This is a genomic window from Methylobacterium sp. AC433 (assembly GCF_979253015.1).
The window spans coordinates 95,398-112,415 of sequence record NZ_CEEDBN010000009.1 but is presented as its reverse complement, the minus strand read 5'-3'; the positions used below and the strand labels follow the sequence as shown (position 1 = coordinate 112,415).

General features: G+C 72.7%; 18 protein-coding genes. 10 read left to right on the top strand and 8 right to left on the bottom strand.

Going from position 1 to position 17,018, the window contains the following annotated elements:
• The first annotated feature begins 88 nt into the window (after positions 1-88).
• The 5 genes from AC0IWM_RS14455 (at position 89) to AC0IWM_RS14435 (ending at position 5,547) form a co-directional block, all read left to right on the top strand.
• On the top strand, positions 89-1,003 hold the full coding sequence (locus AC0IWM_RS14455) for an alpha/beta fold hydrolase (RefSeq protein WP_471756056.1): 915 nt from the start codon (positions 89-91) through the stop codon (positions 1,001-1,003).
• Between the two features lie 364 nt (positions 1,004-1,367).
• Complete coding sequence (locus tag AC0IWM_RS14450) at positions 1,368-3,059, top strand: methyl-accepting chemotaxis protein (protein ID WP_471756054.1); 1,692 nt, start codon at positions 1,368-1,370, stop codon at positions 3,057-3,059.
• 156 nt (positions 3,060-3,215) lie between these two features.
• Positions 3,216-3,917, top strand: a complete 702-nt coding sequence (locus AC0IWM_RS14445; protein WP_056472470.1) for an orotate phosphoribosyltransferase — start codon at positions 3,216-3,218, stop codon at positions 3,915-3,917.
• Between the two features lie 87 nt (positions 3,918-4,004).
• A complete protein-coding gene (locus AC0IWM_RS14440; protein ID WP_471756052.1) occupies positions 4,005-4,721 on the top strand; it encodes an MgtC/SapB family protein in 717 nt (238 codons plus the stop codon).
• A gap of 142 nt (positions 4,722-4,863) precedes the next feature.
• The gene (locus AC0IWM_RS14435; RefSeq protein WP_471756050.1) at positions 4,864-5,547 is read left to right on the top strand and encodes an SDR family oxidoreductase; all 684 of its coding nucleotides are present in this window, start codon (positions 4,864-4,866) and stop codon (positions 5,545-5,547) included.
• A 16-nt stretch (positions 5,548-5,563) separates the two neighbouring features.
• On the opposite strand, the gene AC0IWM_RS14430 is transcribed toward AC0IWM_RS14435, so the two are convergent.
• The gene (locus tag AC0IWM_RS14430) at positions 5,564-5,941 is read right to left on the bottom strand and encodes a hypothetical protein (protein ID WP_056472480.1); all 378 of its coding nucleotides are present in this window, start codon (positions 5,939-5,941) and stop codon (positions 5,564-5,566) included.
• 247 nt (positions 5,942-6,188) lie between these two features.
• Between AC0IWM_RS14430 and AC0IWM_RS14425 the strand changes: the two genes are divergently transcribed.
• Complete coding sequence (locus AC0IWM_RS14425; RefSeq protein ID WP_471756048.1) at positions 6,189-7,061, top strand: C40 family peptidase; 873 nt, start codon at positions 6,189-6,191, stop codon at positions 7,059-7,061.
• Here the strand turns inward: AC0IWM_RS14425 and AC0IWM_RS14420 are convergent.
• From AC0IWM_RS14420 to AC0IWM_RS14405, 4 genes are read right to left on the bottom strand one after another with little or no spacing between them, the layout of a single operon-like run.
• Positions 7,039-7,500, bottom strand: a complete 462-nt coding sequence (locus tag AC0IWM_RS14420; RefSeq protein ID WP_447677572.1) for an arsenate-mycothiol transferase ArsC — start codon at positions 7,498-7,500, stop codon at positions 7,039-7,041. The two genes, AC0IWM_RS14425 and AC0IWM_RS14420, sit on opposite strands and share 23 nt — an antisense overlap.
• Positions 7,501-7,540: 40 nt before the next feature.
• On the bottom strand, positions 7,541-8,074 hold the full coding sequence (locus tag AC0IWM_RS14415) for a UPF0262 family protein (protein WP_471756046.1): 534 nt from the start codon (positions 8,072-8,074) through the stop codon (positions 7,541-7,543).
• A gap of 7 nt (positions 8,075-8,081) precedes the next feature.
• Positions 8,082-9,377, bottom strand: coding sequence for a histidinol dehydrogenase (hisD, locus tag AC0IWM_RS14410; protein ID WP_471756044.1), 1,296 nt, complete (start codon positions 9,375-9,377; stop codon positions 8,082-8,084).
• Complete coding sequence (locus AC0IWM_RS14405; RefSeq protein ID WP_471756042.1) at positions 9,377-9,871, bottom strand: DUF2948 family protein; 495 nt, start codon at positions 9,869-9,871, stop codon at positions 9,377-9,379. The genes hisD and AC0IWM_RS14405 overlap by 1 nt, the downstream gene beginning before the upstream one ends.
• A 213-nt stretch (positions 9,872-10,084) precedes the next feature.
• Here AC0IWM_RS14405 and AC0IWM_RS14400 point away from each other — a divergent pair, with 213 nt between their 5' ends.
• Entirely contained in the window at positions 10,085-11,191 is a 1,107-nt protein-coding gene (locus AC0IWM_RS14400) for a glycosyltransferase family 2 protein (RefSeq protein WP_471756164.1), read from the top strand.
• Between the two features lie 110 nt (positions 11,192-11,301).
• On the top strand, positions 11,302-11,643 hold the full coding sequence (locus tag AC0IWM_RS14395) for a hypothetical protein (RefSeq protein WP_471756040.1): 342 nt from the start codon (positions 11,302-11,304) through the stop codon (positions 11,641-11,643).
• Between the two features lie 45 nt (positions 11,644-11,688).
• On the opposite strand, the gene murA is transcribed toward AC0IWM_RS14395, so the two are convergent.
• Positions 11,689-12,978, bottom strand: coding sequence for a UDP-N-acetylglucosamine 1-carboxyvinyltransferase (gene murA / locus AC0IWM_RS14390; protein WP_471756038.1), 1,290 nt, complete (start codon positions 12,976-12,978; stop codon positions 11,689-11,691).
• Between the two features lie 174 nt (positions 12,979-13,152).
• Positions 13,153-13,359 (bottom strand): hypothetical protein, encoded by a 207-nt coding sequence (locus tag AC0IWM_RS14385; protein WP_471756162.1) that lies wholly within the window; start codon positions 13,357-13,359, stop codon positions 13,153-13,155.
• Between the two features lie 361 nt (positions 13,360-13,720).
• On the opposite strand from AC0IWM_RS14385, the gene hemA reads away from it, so the two are divergent.
• Complete coding sequence (gene hemA, locus AC0IWM_RS14380) at positions 13,721-15,064, top strand: 5-aminolevulinate synthase (protein ID WP_471756036.1); 1,344 nt, start codon at positions 13,721-13,723, stop codon at positions 15,062-15,064.
• A gap of 15 nt (positions 15,065-15,079) precedes the next feature.
• Here the strand turns inward: hemA and AC0IWM_RS14375 are convergent, their stop codons facing one another.
• Positions 15,080-15,613, bottom strand: a complete 534-nt coding sequence (locus tag AC0IWM_RS14375; RefSeq protein ID WP_471756034.1) for a TspO/MBR family protein — start codon at positions 15,611-15,613, stop codon at positions 15,080-15,082.
• Between the two features lie 121 nt (positions 15,614-15,734).
• Between AC0IWM_RS14375 and AC0IWM_RS14370 the strand changes: the two genes are divergently transcribed.
• Complete coding sequence (locus tag AC0IWM_RS14370) at positions 15,735-16,928, top strand: trans-sulfuration enzyme family protein (protein WP_471756032.1); 1,194 nt, start codon at positions 15,735-15,737, stop codon at positions 16,926-16,928.
• Positions 16,929-17,018 lie beyond the last annotated feature (90 nt).

Sequence of the window (17,018 nt, the reverse complement as noted above, 5' to 3'; positions counted from 1 at the left end):
CCGCTTCCAGCCGAAACGCCGTGGTCCGCGAGCGCGAACCGGCGCCCGGCCCCGCGCGTTCCCCCGGCCCCTGCCGGAGGCGCCGCCCGTGACCACCGATCTCTTCCCCCGCTTCGCCGCTCCCTGGATCGACATCCCGGCCGGGCGCTTCTTCGCCCGCATCGGCGGGCCGGAGGACGGGACTCCGGTGCTGCTCCTCCACGGCTTCCCGCAGAGCCATGCCTGCTGGCACCGGATCGCGCCGGCGCTGGCCGAACGCCACCGCGTGATCTGCCTCGACCTCAAGGGCTACGGCTGGTCGGCCGCGCCCGAGGGCGACCCGCGCCACGAGGCCTATGCCAAGCGCACGCTCGCGGCCGAGGTGGTGGCGGTGATGGAATCCCTCGGCCACGTGCACTTCGCCCTCGTCGGGCACGACCGGGGCGCCCGCATCGGCTACCGCCTCGCCCTGGACGAGCCGGGGCGGATCGCCCGGCTGGCCCTCCTCGACATCCTGCCGACCCTGGTCCAGTGGGAGCGGATCGAGGCCAACCCGCGCAAGCCTTCGCCGCGCAAGCCTTCGCACTGGCACTTCCTGGCCGAGGCCGCGCCGGGGCCCGAGCAGGCCATCGGCCGCGATGCGGATTCCTATTTCGAGGGGCTCCTGCGCGATTGGAGCGGGGACACGTCCCTCAAGGCCTTCGCCCCCGCCGCGCTCCATCTCTACCGGCAGGCCTGGGGCGTGCCCGAGCGCATCCACGCCTTCTGCGAGGATTACCGGGCGGGGGCCACCCGCGACCGCGAGGCCGACCTCGCGGACCTCGCCGCCGGGCGCCGCCTCGCCTGCCCGACCCTGATCCTCACCGGCGACGGCTACCTCGACCGCAGCGTGGAGACGCCCCTCGCCGCCTGGCAGCGCACCTTCGCGCCGGGCGCCGTCGCCGCCGAGGTCACCTCCGGCCATTTCCTGGCCGAGGAGAACCCCGAAGCGACCCTGGCGGCCCTGCGAACCTTCCTGGGGTGACCTTACGGGGCTGAGGCAATACCCACCGGGTGATGGTGTTCGCCCGAGCTCGTTCCCACACGCACGATACTCGCGCCGGTTCGAAGCGTATCCCTCCGCTATCGGAAAGCGAGGCTCATGATTTCGGGGGGAGCCGCCCTGCATCGTGCCGCCAGGCCCGGCGGCGAGATCGTTCCACTTTCCTCGCGCCACGTCAGAAGATCTACGGAATACAACCGGGGACCCGCGAAACTGCCATCAGCGGCAGCAAATTTTGCCTGCGTTAATCATTGTTTCAGCGTCGTATCACAGGAATGTGAGCGGGACGCCGCGTTCACGAGAGACCGACCAGGGTCCCGCGCCGGCATCGTCCACGGGGACCTCCATGCGCGCATTCGACGATCTCAAGCTCCTGGGGAAGCTCGCGCTTCCGAGCCTGGTCCTCATCCTCGTGGCGGTGGGGCTGGTGGTCCTGGCCCGCGCGAGCCTCGCCACCCTCGCGCAGAACACGACCCAGATCGTCGATGTCCGCGCCACCCGGCTCTCCGTGGCCCAGCAGCTGGCCCTGGCCGTGGACGAGGCGGTGATCGCCGAGAAGAACACCATCATCGAGACCGACGACGCGCAGATGCGCCAGGACGTCGCCCATTACCAGGCCAGCCGCGAAGCCGCCCTGGCGGCGAACGACCGCCTGATCGCCCTCGCCGACACCGCGGAACGCCGGGGCATCCTGCAGGGCGTCCGCGGCGAGCTGGAGGCGTTCTTCGCCACCGCCGACCGCTCCATCGCCCTCGGCCTGCGCAACGAGAACGAAGCGGCCGCCCGGATCTCGAAGGGGGAGGTCCGCCCGGCCCGGCTCAGGATCGCCCAGAGCGTGGCGGCCCGCGTCGCCTCGAACCTGCGCGACCTCGAGGCCGCCAAGCGGGCCGCGACCGAGACCGCTCAGGACGCCACGCGCTCCCTGGTCGTCACCGCCATCCTCGGCCTCGGCTTCGCGGTCGGCCTGCTCGCGCTCATCACGATCTACGGCGTCACCCGTCCGCTCGCCGCCATGACGGCGGCGATGGGCCGCCTCGCGGCCGGCGACCTCGCCGTGGCGGTGTCGGGCACCGCGCGGCGCGACGAGGTCGGCCTCCTCGCCCGCTCGCTCCAGGTCTTCAAGGACAACGCCCTGGAGGCCCGCCGCCTCGCCGAGGCGCAGGCGGCCGAGGACGCCGCCAAGATGCGCCGGGCCCAGCGCCTCGACGTCCTGACCAGGGCCTTCGAGACCAACGTCTCGACCCTGACCCAGGGCCTGGCGGGGGCCGCCACCGAGATGGAGGCCACGGCCCAGTCGATGAGCAGCGTCGCCGGCCAGACCAACCAGCAGACCGTGATCGTCGCGGGCGCCGCCGAGGAGACCTCCGCCAACGTCCAGACGGTGGCCGCGGCCAGCGAGGAGATGTCGGCCTCGGTGCAGGAGATCGTGAACCAGGTCAGCCTGTCGGCCCGCATCGCCGACCAAGCGGTGGAGAACGCCCAGCGGACCGACGCCACCGTGCGCCGCCTGGCCGGCACCACCGAGCGCATCGGCGCCTTCGTCGAGGTGATCTCCGGCATCGCGGCGCAGACCAATCTGCTGGCGCTCAACGCCACCATCGAGGCGGCCCGCGCCGGCGAGGCCGGCCGCGGCTTCGCCGTCGTCGCCTCCGAGGTGAAGGAACTGGCCGGGCAGACCGCCAAGGCCACGGGGGAGATCGGCGAGCGCATCACCGAGATCCGCAACGCGACCCAGGAGGCCGTCACCGACATCGAGGCCATCAGCCGGATCATCGCCGAGATGTCGAGCTACGCCGCCTCGATCGCCGCCGCCATGGAGGAGCAGGGGGCCGCGACCCAGGAGATCACCCGCAACGTGCAGGAGGCGGCCCGCGGCACCGAGGAGGTGACCACCAACATCGCCGGCGTGCGCGACGGCGCCGGCCAGACGGGGGCGGCCGCCTCCCAGGTGCTCAGCGCCGCCCAGGAGCTCGCCCGGCACTCGGAGAGCCTGACCCGCGAGGTCGGCGGATTCCTCGCCGACGTGAAGGCGGCCTGAGCGGGCCTCCAGGGCGGTGCCGGTCCCCGGCGATCTCCAGGGTTGACGCCCCTGGCGGTTGGCGGGAAGGAGAACCCACCCTTCAGACGGATGCGCGGCCCCTCCCGGAGGCGGGACGGGCCGCGGCCGCCGCCCGCACGAGAGCGAACCCCGCGCATGACGACCTCCTTCCTGCCGATCGACCGCGCCGTGATCGCCCGCGAGGCGGCCAAGATGCTCCTCGAGATCAAGGCGGTGCACTTCTACCAGGAGAAGCCCTTCACCTTCACCTCGGGCTGGGCGAGCCCGGTCTACATCGACTGCCGCAAGATCATCTCGTACCCGCGCCTGCGCTCCACCCTGAACGACTTCGCCGCCGCCACCATCGTGCGCGACATCGGCTACGAGTCGATCACCCACGTGGCCGGCGGCGAGACCGCGGGCATCCCCTTCGCGGCCTGGATCTCGGACCGGCTGATGCTGCCGATGCAGTACGTGCGCAAGAAGGCCAAGGGCTTCGGCCGCAACGCCCAGATCGAGGGCGAGGTGGTGGAGGGCGCCAAGACCCTGCTGGTGGAGGACCTCGCCACCGACGGGCGCAGCAAGGCGCTGTTCTGCAAGGCCCTGCGCGATGCGGGCGCCCAGGTCGACCATTGCTTCGTGATGTTCTTCTACGACATCTTCCCCAACAGCCGCGAGCTCATGGCCGACCTCGGCGTCCAGCTGCACTACCTCACGACCTGGTGGGACGTGCTGGCGGTGGCCAAGGAGAGCGGCCATTTCGACCCGAAGATCCTCGCCGAGGTCGAGAGCTTCCTGCACGAGCCCGCCAAGTGGTCGGCGGCGCATGGCGGCATCTCCGACTACCCGCAGGCCTGAATCCCGCCGCAGGCCTGAATCCCGCCGCAGGCCTGATCCCGGCCGCACCGTCATGGTCCCGTCACGGGACCGCGTCAGGGCAGGACGATGATCCCCTTCCTGTCCGGGCCGCTGCCCGAAGCCGTCAACTCGGCGATCAGCCTCCTCGTCGCCTTCGGGCTCGGCACCCTGATCGGGGCCGAGCGCCAGTACCGGCAGCGCACGGCGGGCCTGCGCACCAACGTCCTGGTGGCGGTGGGCGCGGCCGCCTTCGTCGACCTCGGCATGCGCCTCGAAGGGGCGGCCGGCGGCACCCGCACCGTGGCCTACGTGATCTCGGGCGTCGGCTTCCTCGGCGCCGGCGTGATCATGAAGGAGGGCATGAACGTCCGCGGCCTCAACACCGCCGCGACCCTGTGGTGCTCGGCCGCCGTGGGCGCCTTCGCGGGGGCCGACTTTCCCCTGGAGGCGACCTTCGTCACCGCCGCGGTGCTCGCCGGCAACACCCTGCTCCGGCCCCTCGTCAACGCGATCAACCGCGCGCCCATCGACGAGAGCCAGACCGAGGCGACCTACGAGGTGCAGGTGACGGTCCAGGCGGAGGCCGCCGGCCCCTCGCGCGACCTCCTGGTCGAGCGCCTGGAAGCGGCGCAGTACCCCGTCGGCGGCATCGAGGTGGTGGAGCGGGGCGAGGACACCGTCGAGGTGGTGGCGACCCTGGTGGCGACGGCGGTGGCCGGCGCCGAGCTCGACGCCGTGGTGGCGGGCCTCGCGCGGATGCCCGGCATCGAGCACGCGACCTGGTCGGTCCAGACGGCGGATTGAGGGACGCGCGGGTGCGCCCGCACACCTCGGCGCAGGCGGCCCGGATTGCCGGCGCCGCTCATCCGTCCAACCTCCCCGCCGAGGGAAGGGCGGCGCGGCCCCCGGGCGACCGTCCTTCCGCGAACCAGGGACACGGATCACCATGGCATCCCAGAAGAACGCCCTCATCGTCGGGGCCTCGCGCGGACTCGGGCTCGGCCTCGTCGAGACCTTCCTCCAACGGGGCTGGCGGGTGACCGCGACCCAGCGCTCGGCCTCCCCGGGCCTTGCCGCCCTCGCCGCCGCCGCCCTCACGGTCGAGACGGCCGACATCGACGACGACCGGGCCGTGACCGCCCTGCACGACCGCCTGGCGGGCCGGAGCTTCGACCTGATCTTCGTGGTGGCCGGCGTGGCGACGCAGGCCCACGAGCCGCTGCACCGCGTGCCGCGCGAGGTCGCCGCCCAGGTCTACCTCACCAACGCGGTGAGCCCGGTGCGCTTCGCCGAGACCTTCCTCGACCGGCTCGCGCCCCAGGGCCTCGTCGCCTTCATGAGCTCGATCCTCGGCAGCGTCGGCCTCAACGAATCCGGCGGCTGGGAGAATTACCGGGCGAGCAAGGCCGCCCTCAACACCCTGGTGCGCAGCTTCGAGATCCGCCATCGCGAGGCCGGCTTCGGCGTGCTGCTGCTGCATCCGGGCTGGGTCCGCACCGAGATGGGCGGAGCCGATGCCGATCTCGACGTCGCCACCAGCGTCACCGGCATGGTCGACGTGATCACGGCCCAGCTCGGACGGACCGGCACGGCCTATCTCGACTACACCGGCAAGACGCTGGACTGGTAGCGAGCCGGACCCGCGGTCAGGGGCGCCCGATCGGCGGGCGCCCGCGCCGCTCGACCACCACCGGCGGCCGGGTCCGGCGCTCGACGATGACCGTGCGCGGCGCCCGGCTCGGGCTGGCGGCGGTGAGGATGCGCTCCGGCATCCGCTCGGAGTGGCGCTCGGGCCTGGCCTCGGATTTCGCCTTGGCGGCGGCGACCACGTGCTCGCGGACCGCTTCCGCCGGCAGGCCGATGAGCCCGGCGGCGATCTCCACCTGCTGCTCGATGTCGTCCGCGAGGTCCTGGGCCGCGGCGACGGCCTCGGGGATGGTCGGCGGCTCGCGCCGCACGCGGATCGGCGGGAGATCCTGGAAGGATTTCGAGGTCTTCTTCACGGCGCGACTCGCTTGGGGCATCGCCGGATCATAAGCGGGTTCCGCGGGTTTGTGCACCGCACACATTCGCGGGAGAGCCGCGCGCCCGGTGCATCGCGGCGCCGTGATGGATTTTCGATCAGGGCTCCCGGCGCCTCCGCGAGGGACCCTGCATGGGCCGGAAGCGCCCTGCCGGTGGATTGGGCAGGTCCGGGCGTCGAAATGACGCGCCGCCCGCCGGGGCCTCCAGCCGGTTGCGGTGCGGCCGGCAAGGGCGGATAGTCCAGGCATGCAGGCCTGTCCGTTCGATCTCTCCGACCCCCGCCTCGTGCCGGCCCGGCCCGAGATCGCCGACCTGCGCCTGCGGGGCCATGTCGAGGCCGAGCGCTACGTGGTGGGCGAGGCCCGCTCCGTCGTGGTGCCCTCGGCCCCCTTGCGCCGCACGCCCCGTTTCGATGCCGGCCTCGAGACCGAGGCGGTGATGGGCGACGCGGTGACCGCCTACGGCGCCGAGGAGGGCTTCGCCTTCGTCCAGTTCGCCCATGACGGCTATGTCGGCTACCTGCCCGAGGCGGCCCTCGGGCTCGCCGTGGCGCCGACCCATCGGGTCACCGCCCTGCGGACCTTCCTCTACCCCGGGCCCGACCTGAAGCAGCCCGCCAGCGGCTGGCTCACCCTGGGCGCCCGCCTCCGTCCGACCGAGAGCCAGGGCGACTATCTGCGGATCGCGGGCGGCTACGTCTTCGCCGGCCACTGCGCCCCCCTCGCGGCGGTCGAGCCCGACTACGCCGTCACCGCCGAGCGCCTCGTCGGCACGCCCTATCTGTGGGGCGGCCGCACCAGCCTCGGCCTCGACTGCTCGGGCCTCGTCCAGCTCTGCCTCGCGCAGGCCGGGATCGCGGCGCCGCGCGACGCCGACCAGCAGGAGCGCGGTCTCGGCGAGGCCCTGCCCCTGGACTTCGACGGGCTGGAGCGCGGCGATGTCGTGTTCTGGCGCGGCCATGTCGGGCTGATGCTCGACGCCACCCGCCTGATCCACGCCAACGGCCACCACATGGCGGTGACGGTGGAACCCTTGCGCGAGGCCGTCGCCCGCATCCGGGAGAAGAGCTACGGCCCGGTGACGTCGCTCCGGCGGCTCAGCCCTTCAGCCGCATCTTGATCCGGTAGACCAAGCCGTCGCGGACGTCACGATAGGCGTCGAGGCGCTGCTCCCGGGTGCCGTCCTGGATGACGGTCGGGTCGGGGGTGGGCCAGTACTCGACCTCGACCGCGTTGGTGCGGGTCAGCTCCAGGGCGGCGTGGTGGGCTTCGGGCGCCAGGGTGACGATGAGGTCGAAGTTCAGCCCCTCCCACTCCTCGAGCTGGGCCAGGGTGCGCGGCTTGTGGCGCGCCGCGTCGATGCCGATCTCGTCGAGGGCCGCCACCATGAACGGATCGGCCGGCTCGCCGGAGCGCACCCCGGCCGACTGGACGTAGATCGACCTGCCGAAATAGTGGCGCGCGATGGCCTCCGCCGCGAGCGAGCGCACGGCGTTGAAGTTGCACATGAACAGGGCCGACTGCACGCGCGTCTTCTTCGGGCCGGTCGCGTCCGCCATCCGGTCGTCTCAGCCTCGCACTTCGAGAGCGATCGCGGCTCTAAGCCTTCCAGTGCAAGGCGAAGACCAGGGTGAAGAGGCGCCGCGCGGTGTCGTGGTCGAGATCGACCTTGCCCTCGAGCCGCTGGCGCAGCAGGTCGGAGGCCTCGTTGTGCAGGCCGCGCCGGCCCATGTCGATCGCCTCGATCTGGGTCGGCGAGGCGGTGCGGATGGCGTTGTAGTAGCTCTCGCAGATCATCTCGTAGTCGCGGATCACCCGGCGGAACGGGGTCAGCGACAGCAGGTGGGTCATCACCGGCTCGCCGTCCTCGCGCTTGATGACGAAGGCGAGCTTGCTCTCCACGAGTCCGAGGGTGAGGGCGTAGGGGCCCTCGCGGCCGGGGATCGTGAAGCTGTTGTCCTCCAGGATGTCGAAGATCGCGATGGCGCGCTCGTGCTCCTGGTCCGGGTTGCCCCGTCCGATCGATTCCTCGTCGAGGGTCACCACCGCGAGGCGGTGCGGCGACTTCGTCTTCGCCTCCGGCGCCTTGGCGTCCTGGGATTTCGCTTCGCTCGACTTGGCCGCACCGGACATCAGGCCCTCACAGGTTCAGGCGGATCGCCACCGAGCGGGCGTGGCCCTCCAGGCCCTCCGACCGTCCGAGGGCGATGGCCGAGGGGCCCAGCGCCCGGAGGGCCGCCGGGTCGCAGCGCAGGATCGTGGTGCGCTTCATGAAGTCGAGGACGCCGAGCCCGGAGGAGAACCGCGCCGAGCGGGCGGTGGGAAGGACGTGGTTGGGGCCGCCGACATAGTCGCCGATGGCCTCCGGCGTGTGCGCGCCGAGGAAGATCGCCCCGGCGTTGCGCACCTTGGCGGCGAGCGCCTCGGCGTCGGCCGTCTCGATCTCCAGGTGCTCCGGGGCGAGGCGGTCGACCAGGGGCACCGCCTCGTCGAAGGTGCGCACCACCACGATGGCGCCGTAGTCGCGCCAGCTCGCCCGGGCGATCTCGGCCCGGGGGAGGGTGGTCAGGGCGCGCTCCACCGCCTCGGCGACATTGTCGGCCAGGGCCTCGGACTCGGTGATCAGGATCGACTGGGCCGCGGCATCGTGCTCGGCCTGGGCCAGGAGGTCGGCCGCCACCCAGTCGGGATTGGCGTGCGCGTCGGCCAGGATCAGCACCTCGGAGGGGCCGGCGATCATGTCGATCCCGACCTGGCCGAACACCCGGCGCTTGGCCGCCGCCACCCAGGCATTGCCGGGGCCGACGATCTTGGCCACCGGCGCGATCGTGTCCGTGCCGTAGGCCAGCGCCGCCACCGCCTGGGCGCCGCCGACCCGGTAGACCTCGTCGACGCCGGCCAGATGCGCTGCGGCGAGCACCAGCGGGTTCATCGTGCCCTCCGGCATCGGCACCACCATGACGACCCGGGGCACCCCGGCGACCCGGGCGGGGATGGCGTTCATCAGCACCGAGGAGGGATAGCTCGCGGTGCCGCCGGGCACGTAGAGGCCGACGGATTCCAGCGCCGTCCAGCGCCAGCCGGCGGTGACGCCCAGGCTGTCGGTGGCCATGTGGTCGCCCGGCACCTGCGCGGCGTGGAACGCCTCGATGCGGGCGGCCGCGAAGCGCAGGGCCTCCAGGGCCTCGGCCGGGCAGGCCGCGACGGCCGCCTCGATCTCGGCCGGCGTCACCCGCAGCGAGTCGACGGTGAAATCCTCGCCGAACCGGTCGAAGCGGCGGGTGTAGTCGACCAGCGCCGCGTCGCCGCCCGCGACCACGCCCGCGATGATGCCGCGCACGGTCTCGTCGACATCCTCCGAGATCTCGCGCTTGACGCTGAGCAGGCGCGCGAAGGCGGCGGCGAAGTCCGCGTCGCGGGAATCGAGGCGGACCATCAGGCGTTTCCCTCGGAGGTGTTGTCCCGGGAGGCGTCGCCCGCGATCGCGGCGCGGCCGGCGGCCACCGCCTCGTGGTCGGGCCGCCCCTCCACCTCCCAGACCGGCCCGAGATCCTTGAGCTGCACCTCGATGCATTCGAGATCGAGCTGGATCGCCGCGCCGCCGGCGAAGACCAGGGTGGCGGTGCCGGAGGGCGCCTCGGTGGGCGCGAAGGTGATGGCGAGGAGCTCGAGGGGCGCGTCGGATTCGGCCCCCGGGGTGATGCCGCGGCTGCGCACCCGCAGCACCCGGTCGAAATGCATGCCGGTCAGGCGCCGGCGCGGCGGCGCGCCGTCCTCCGCCGACCAGTCGAAGCGGCGTGCCACCAGGACGAAGCGGTGCTGGCCCGCGAGATAGGCGAGGTCGCTCGCCTTCAGGATGGCGTCCTGCAGGTGGGCGGAGATGACGCCCAGGTCTTCGGCGTCGAGGGCGGCGAGCCTGAGAAGCTCCATGATCGGGTGTCGCGCTCGTGTGGCGGCCCCGCACCTGTGCGGGGCGCGGCCGTTCAGGGTGTGGGAGCCGTAGGTAGCGAGGCGGCCCGCCCACGGCAACCGGTCCGGCCGAACTCCGCCATTGTCCCGCCGGCCGAACCTGCTAGGGACGCCTCGCTGCGCCGGCCCTTCGCCGGCGAACGGAGTCGAGACGTGTCGGCCGCATCCCTGTCCCTGCCCGGCGAGGCCCGCCCGCCTTCCGAAGCCACCGCCACGGTCCGCGCCGTGGTCGCGATCCCGGTGCGCAACGAGGCCGAGCGCATCGCCGCCTGCCTCGGCGCGATCGAGGCCCAGACCGGCCTCGCGCCGGGCAGCCTCGGGGTGGTCCTGTTCCTCAACAACTGCACCGACGGCACCGAGGCCATCGTGGCCGAGCTGGTGCCGCGGATGTCGGTGCCGGTCCGGGTCACGAACGTCGACTATGCCGGCGCCCATGCGGGCTGGGCCCGGCGGGAGGCGATGAACCGGGCGGCCGACTGGCTCGGCGCCGACGGCATGATCCTCTCGACCGATGCCGACAGCCGGGTTCCGCCCGACTGGGTCGCGCGCAACCGGGCCGCCCTCGACCGGGGCGCCGATGCGGTGGCCGGGCGGATCCAGCTCGATCCGGACGAGCGCGCCCTGCTGCCGCCCTCCCTGCACTGGCGCGGCGACCGGGAGGACATCTACAGCGACCTCCTCACCGAGGCCGAGGCGCGCATCGATCCCGATCCGCACGATCCCTGGCCCTGCCACCGCACCACCATCGGCGCCACCCTGAGCGTCAGCGTCGCGGCCTACCGGGCCGTCGGCGGCATGCCCGCGATCGCGCTGGGCGAGGACGGCGCCTTCGTGGCGCTGCTGCTGGCGCAGGGCCTGCACGTCCGGCACGACCCCTCCATCCTCGTCACGGTCTCGGGGCGGATCGTGGGCCGGGCGCCGGGCGGCGTCGCCGACACCATCCGGGCACGCTGCGAGAAGCCCGACAGCCTGTGCGACGCCCGCCTCGAATCGGTGCCGCGGGCGCTGTTCCGCTACGCCTGGCGCCGCCGCCTGCGCCGGCTCCACGCCGCGGGCCGCCTCGGCACCGAGCGGGGCTGGGCCCGGGCCCTGCGGATCGAGGCCGCGGACGCCGCCCGCGTCGCGGCCCATCCGCTCGCCGGCCACGCCGTGGCCGAGGCCGAGCGCGCCAGCCCGCGGCTCGTCCATCGTCCCCTCGGCCCGCGGCAGCTGCCGGGCCAGATCCGGGTCGCCCGGGCCGTGCTGCCGCTGGTGCGCCTCGTCACGCGGCTCCTCGGCTGAGACGGGACCGCCCAGGCCCCGTTTCGGTCGGCCACGGCCCTCAGGCGGCGTTCAGCCCGGGGCCGCTAGATCCGACGGCGATGAGACGGCACATGCGAGGGACGCCCGCCATGACGCGCAAGACCACGACGACCATCAGGACCACGATCCTCGCGCTCGCCACCGCGGCGACGCTGGGCACCGGCCTCGGCGCCTTCGAGGCGCGGGCGCAGTACTACGGCGACGACGACCGGCCCCGCCGCTTCGAGCGCCGCTACGACGAAGATCGCTACGAGCGCCGGCGCTACGACGAGGACCGGTACGACCGGCGTCCCCGCGGCTACGGCGGCGGGTTCGGCCGCCTCTGCCTGACCCAGCGCGGCAACTGCGTCACCCGCCCGCAGCCCTACGGCTCGCGCTGCGGCTGCGACATCCCGGGCTTCGGCCGCAAGCACGGCGAGATCGGCGGCTGAGCTTCCGAGCGCTCTCCGCCCCGGCCGGGCGGAGAGCCGCTGCCGTCAGCTGCGGACGCGGGTGATCTCGGCGCCGCAGCGGGCGAGCTTGGCCTCGAGCGCCTCGAAGCCGCGGTCGAGATGGTAGACCCGGTTGATGCTGGTCTCGCCCTCGGCCGCGAGGCCCGCGATGACGAGGGAGACGGAGGCGCGCAGGTCGGTCGCCATCACGGGCGCGCCCTTGAGGCGGTCGACGCCCTCGACGATGGCGAGGTCGCCCTCGAGCCGGATTCGGGCGCCGAGGCGGGCCAGTTCCTGCACGTGCATGAAGCGGTTCTCGAAGATCGTCTCGCGGATGTTGGACTGGCCCTTGGCCAGCGTCATCAGCGCCATGAACTGCGCCTGCAGGTCGGTGGGGAAGCCCGGGAACGGATCGGTGGTGACGTCGACCGCGGCGATGCCGCCGCCGTTGCGCCGGATGCGGATCGTGTCGACGCCGCTCGTGATCTCGGCGCCCGTGGTGGCGAGGATGTCGAGGGCCGAATGCAGCAGGTCGGCGCGGGTGTTCTCCAGGGTGACGTCGCCCCCGGTCATCGCCACCGCCATGGCGTAGGTGCCGGTCTCGATCCGGTCGGGCAGCACGTCGTGGCGGGCGCCGTGCAGGCGCGAGACGCCCTCGACGGTGATGCGCGGGGTGCCGGCGCCCTCGATGCGGGCGCCCATCTTGGTGAGGCAGGCGGCGAGATCGACGACCTCGGGCTCGCGCGCGGCGTTCTCGATCAGGGTCGAGCCGTTGGCCAGGGCCGCCGCCATCAGCGCCACGTGGGTGCCGCCCACGGTCACCTTGGGGAAGTGGATCTCGCCGCCGCGCAGGCCGTTCTTGGCCCGGGCGACGACGTAGCCGCCATCGACCTCGACGGTGGCGCCGAGGCGCTCCAGCGCCATCAGCAGCAGGTCGACGGGACGCGTGCCGATGGCGCAGCCGCCCGGCATCGAGACCCGGGCCTCGCCGAAGCGGGCGAGCAGCGGCGCGATCACCCAGAAGCTCGCCCGCATGGTCGAGACGAGCTCGTAGGGCGCCGTGGTGTCGATGACGTTGGAGGCGGTGAGGCGGATGGTCTGGCCGGTCTCGGTGGTCTGGCCCGGGCGCTTGCCCACCACCATGTGGTCGACGCCGTGGTTGCCGAGGATGCGCAGGAGCGCGTTGATGTCGGCCAGCCGCGGCACGTTGCCGAGCTCCAGGGTCTCGCCGGTCATCAGGCTGGCGATCATCAGGGGCAGCGCGGCGTTCTTGGCGCCCGAGATCGGGATCACCCCGTGCAGCGGCCGCCCGCCGATGATGTTGATGCGGTCCATCGTTCTAAAACCTTGCCTGAAACCTAGCCCGGCCAGGGCGCATCACGCGCCGCCGGCCGGAGACATTCGACATCGAAACCCGGCAGATCGAAACCTGGCGGGACCTGCGCCGTCCACGTGGAAACGGCACCGTTATAGCTAGGTTTTGTCGAAAAGGAGGTTCGCGGCGCGCGATCATGCTTCCCCGTCGCGCTCGGGGGCCTTCCCGGATTCCGGCTGACCCGACCGGCCGCGCGACTGGGCCTTGCGCCGGCGCAGGTTGTCGCGCAGGGCCGCCTTCAGGCGCTCGGCCCTCTGACCGGCGGCGCTCGCCGGTGCTTCCTGGGACGTGTCCTTGAGCGTGTCCGTGCGGGAAGGCCCGGCCTCAGTCTCGTCGTCCATCATGCGTCGCGGGATCCGGCTGCGGGTGAAGCATAGCGCGCTGCGCGAAGGCTCGGGAAGGCCGACGCGACGCATCGTCGCCACGTCGTCGTGTCGGCTTTGCATCCACGGGTCGATGGATGCAAAGCAGGAATGCGGATGTCGACTTGAACCAATTCCAAGTTCACCTGTATCGTCGCCACCGCGTCGGGGAAACCCGAGCCAGGGCGAGCGTCGTCAGCACCTCCTCCGCGGAGGGTGCGCCAGGCTCGCCATCGAGATCGGTTGCATCGGGGGCCCCCGCACGAGGGTCCGCGTGGAATCGATCCCGCCGGAGGCCGCGACCCCACCGCCGGCCCCTCAGCCCAAGCGTGAAGGACGGATGCCCGTGAACCGCATGCCCGCGACGATCAAGATCAGCGACACCAAGCAGGGAGCGGGCCAGGAAGCCGGACAGGGGTGCAACACCGGGGCGCTGGGCCGGGGCCGGACCGACTACGAGTCGCATTTCCGCACCGCGCTGGACCGCCTGCACGGCGAGCGCCGCTACCGGGTCTTCGCCGACATCGAGCGCATCGCGGGGCGCTTTCCCACCGCGCACTGGCGCAAGCCCGACGGCGGCACCTCCGAGATCACGGTCTGGTGCTCGAACGACTATCTCGGCATGGGCCAGCACCCGGACGTGGTGGGCGCCATGACCCGCACCGCCGCCCGCTGCGGCGTCGGCGCGGGCGGCACCCGCAACATCGCGGGCAACAACTCGCCGCTGGTCGACCTGGAGCGTGAACTCGCGGATCTCCACGGCAAGGAGGCGGGCCTGGTCTTCACCTCGGGCTACGTCTCGAACCAGGCGGGCATCTCCACCATCGCCAAGCTGATCCCGAACTGCCTGATCCTGTCGGACGCCTTCAACCACAATTCGATGATCGAGGGCGTGCGCCATTCGGGCTGCGAGAAGCGCGTCTTCCGCCACAACGACCTCGCGCATCTCGAGGAGCTGCTGATCGCGGCGGGCGACCGCCCGAAGCTGATCGCCTTCGAGAGCGTCTACTCCATGGACGGGGACGTCTCGGACATCGGCGCGATCTGCGACCTCGCCGACCGGTACGGCGCCCTGACCTACCTCGACGAGGTCCACGCGGTCGGCCTCTACGGCCCCCGCGGCGGCGGGATCAGTGAGCGCGACGGGGTGATGCACCGGGTCGACGTGATCGAGGGCACCCTGGCCAAGGGCTTCGGCTGCGTCGGCGGCTACATCACCGGCTCGGCGGTTCTCTGCGACGCGGTCCGCAGCCACGCCCCGGGCTTCATCTTCACCACCGCCCTGCCGCCGGCCATCGCGGCGGCCGCCATCGCCTCGGTACGCTACCTCAAGCGCTCGAACGGCGAGCGCGAGGCGCACCAGCGCCAGGCCGCCCGCACCAAGGCCGCTCTGGAGGCCGCCGGCCTGCCTGTGCTGCACACCGAGACCCACATCGTGCCCGTGATGGTGGGCGATGCCGAGCTGTGCAAGGCGGCGGCCGACCACCTGCTGGAGCATCACGGCATCTACATCCAGCCGATCAATTACCCCACCGTGCCGCGCGGCACCGAGCGCCTGCGCATCACGCCCTCGCCCTTCCACGACGACGCCCGCATCGCCAAGCTGACGGCGGCCCTCACCGAGACCTGGGACACCCTGGACCTCCCCCGCGCCGGCACCGTCTTCGTCGAGGCCGCCGAGTAGGCCGGGCGCGCCGGCTCAGTTCAGGCGCCAGATCGCCCCGGTGAGCACGGTGGCGAAGCCGACCCAGGCGGCGTAGGGCACCAGCAGCCATGCCGCCGCCCGGTCGAAGCGCCAGGACAGGCGGATCGTCCAGAGGATCATCACCCACATCGCGGCCGAGACCACCAGGGCGGCCCCGAGGGCGTGAGCGGAAAAGAAGGTCGGGGTCCAGGCGGCGTTGAGCGCGAGCTGCACCGCGAAGGCGGCCAGCGCCAGGCGCCACGCCCCCACCGTCGGGCCGGTGCGCGGCTTCGCCCCGAGGAGTCGGAAGGCCGAGAGCGCGATCATCGCGTAGAGGATCGTCCAGGCCACCGGGAACGCCCAGTTCGGCGGGTTGAAGGACGGCTTCGTCAGGCCCGCATACCAGCCCTCGATGTTCGGCCCCGTGGCGGCCGAGCCCAGCACGGCCGTCGCCACCACGGGCAGGATCGCCGCCGCCAGCCGCCCGGGCAGGGCGAGGGCGGGTCCGGCGGGAACGTGGATCGGTGACGATGCGGGTGCGCGGGACATGCAGAACGGTCTTCCTTGCCTCTGATCCGGCTTCGGGACGGAGCGCTGACGCCCCGGCTTGCGGTCCGTGCCAGGGTCTGCGAGGGCGGGTCAACCGAACCGTCACCCCGCGGACCCGCCCATGCCGGACCCCCAGTCAGAACCGAACGCGCCGACGGGGCCTTCGGATGCGCAGCCTCCCTTCGCCAAGCGCAGCCTCGCCGCGCAGGCCCTCGGCCGGGTCGATCCGGTGACGCGGGGCGTGGTGGCGCCCCTGCACGTCGCCACCACCTTCCTGCGCGATCCCGACAACGGCTACAGCTCGGGTTTCTCCTATGCCCGGCCCGACAACGCCACCGTGCGCGAGGCGGAAGGCGTGCTGGCGATGCTGGAGGACGCCGGCGCCGGCGCCCTGCTGTTCGGCTCCGGCATGGCGGCGGCCACGGCGGTCTTCACCGCCCTGGAGCCCGGCGACCACGTGGTGGCGCCCCGCGTGATGTATTGGGGTCTGAAGCGCTGGCTCGCGAGCGAGATGCCGCGCCGGCGGATCGCGGTCGACTTCGTCGGCATGGACGACCTTGCCGCCCTGGCCCGGGCGATCCGGCCGGGCGCCACGAAGCTCGTCTGGATCGAGACCCCGGGCAATCCGCTCTGGACGGTCACCGACATCGCGCAAGCCGCCCGCCTCGCCCATGCGGCGGGGGCGCGGCTCGCCGTCGATTCCACCGCGGCCTCGCCGATCCACACCCGGCCCCTGACGCTGGGCGCCGACCTCGTGATGCACTCGGCCACCAAGATCCTGAACGGCCATTCCGACGTGGTGGCGGGCGTGCTCGCCGGGGCCCGGGCGGACGGGTTCTGGGAGCGCCTCGTCGCGATCCGCTCCGGCGGCGGCGCCATCCTGGGTCCGTTCGAGGCCTACCTGCTGATGCGCTCGCTGCGCACCCTGCCGCTGCGGGCGGCGGCGCAATCGGCCGGTGCCGCCGAGCTCGCGCGCCGCTTCCAGGGGCATCCCTGCCTCTCCCACGTGCTCTATCCCGGCCTGCCGGACGATCCCGGCCACGCGGTGGCGGCCCGGCAGATGGAGGGCGGCTTCGGCTTCATGCTGTCGATCCGGGTGCGCGACGGCACGGCGGCGGCGATCCGCGCGGCGGCGCGGGTGCGGCTGTGGAAGCGGGCCACCTCGCTCGGCGGCGTCGAGAGCCTGATCGAGCACCGCGCCTCGGTGGAGGGACCGGACTCGCCCTGCCCGCCCGATCTGCTGCGCCTCTCCACCGGGATCGAGGCGGTGGACGACCTGTTCGCCGACCTCGACGAGGCCCTGCGGGGCGCCTGAACTTTTCGGTGGTGCCGCGGAGGGGCCTCGCGCGTTGGTGCGGCAAATCCCGATCCCGCGGCCGGAGGCCGGCGCAGGATCATGCCCCGA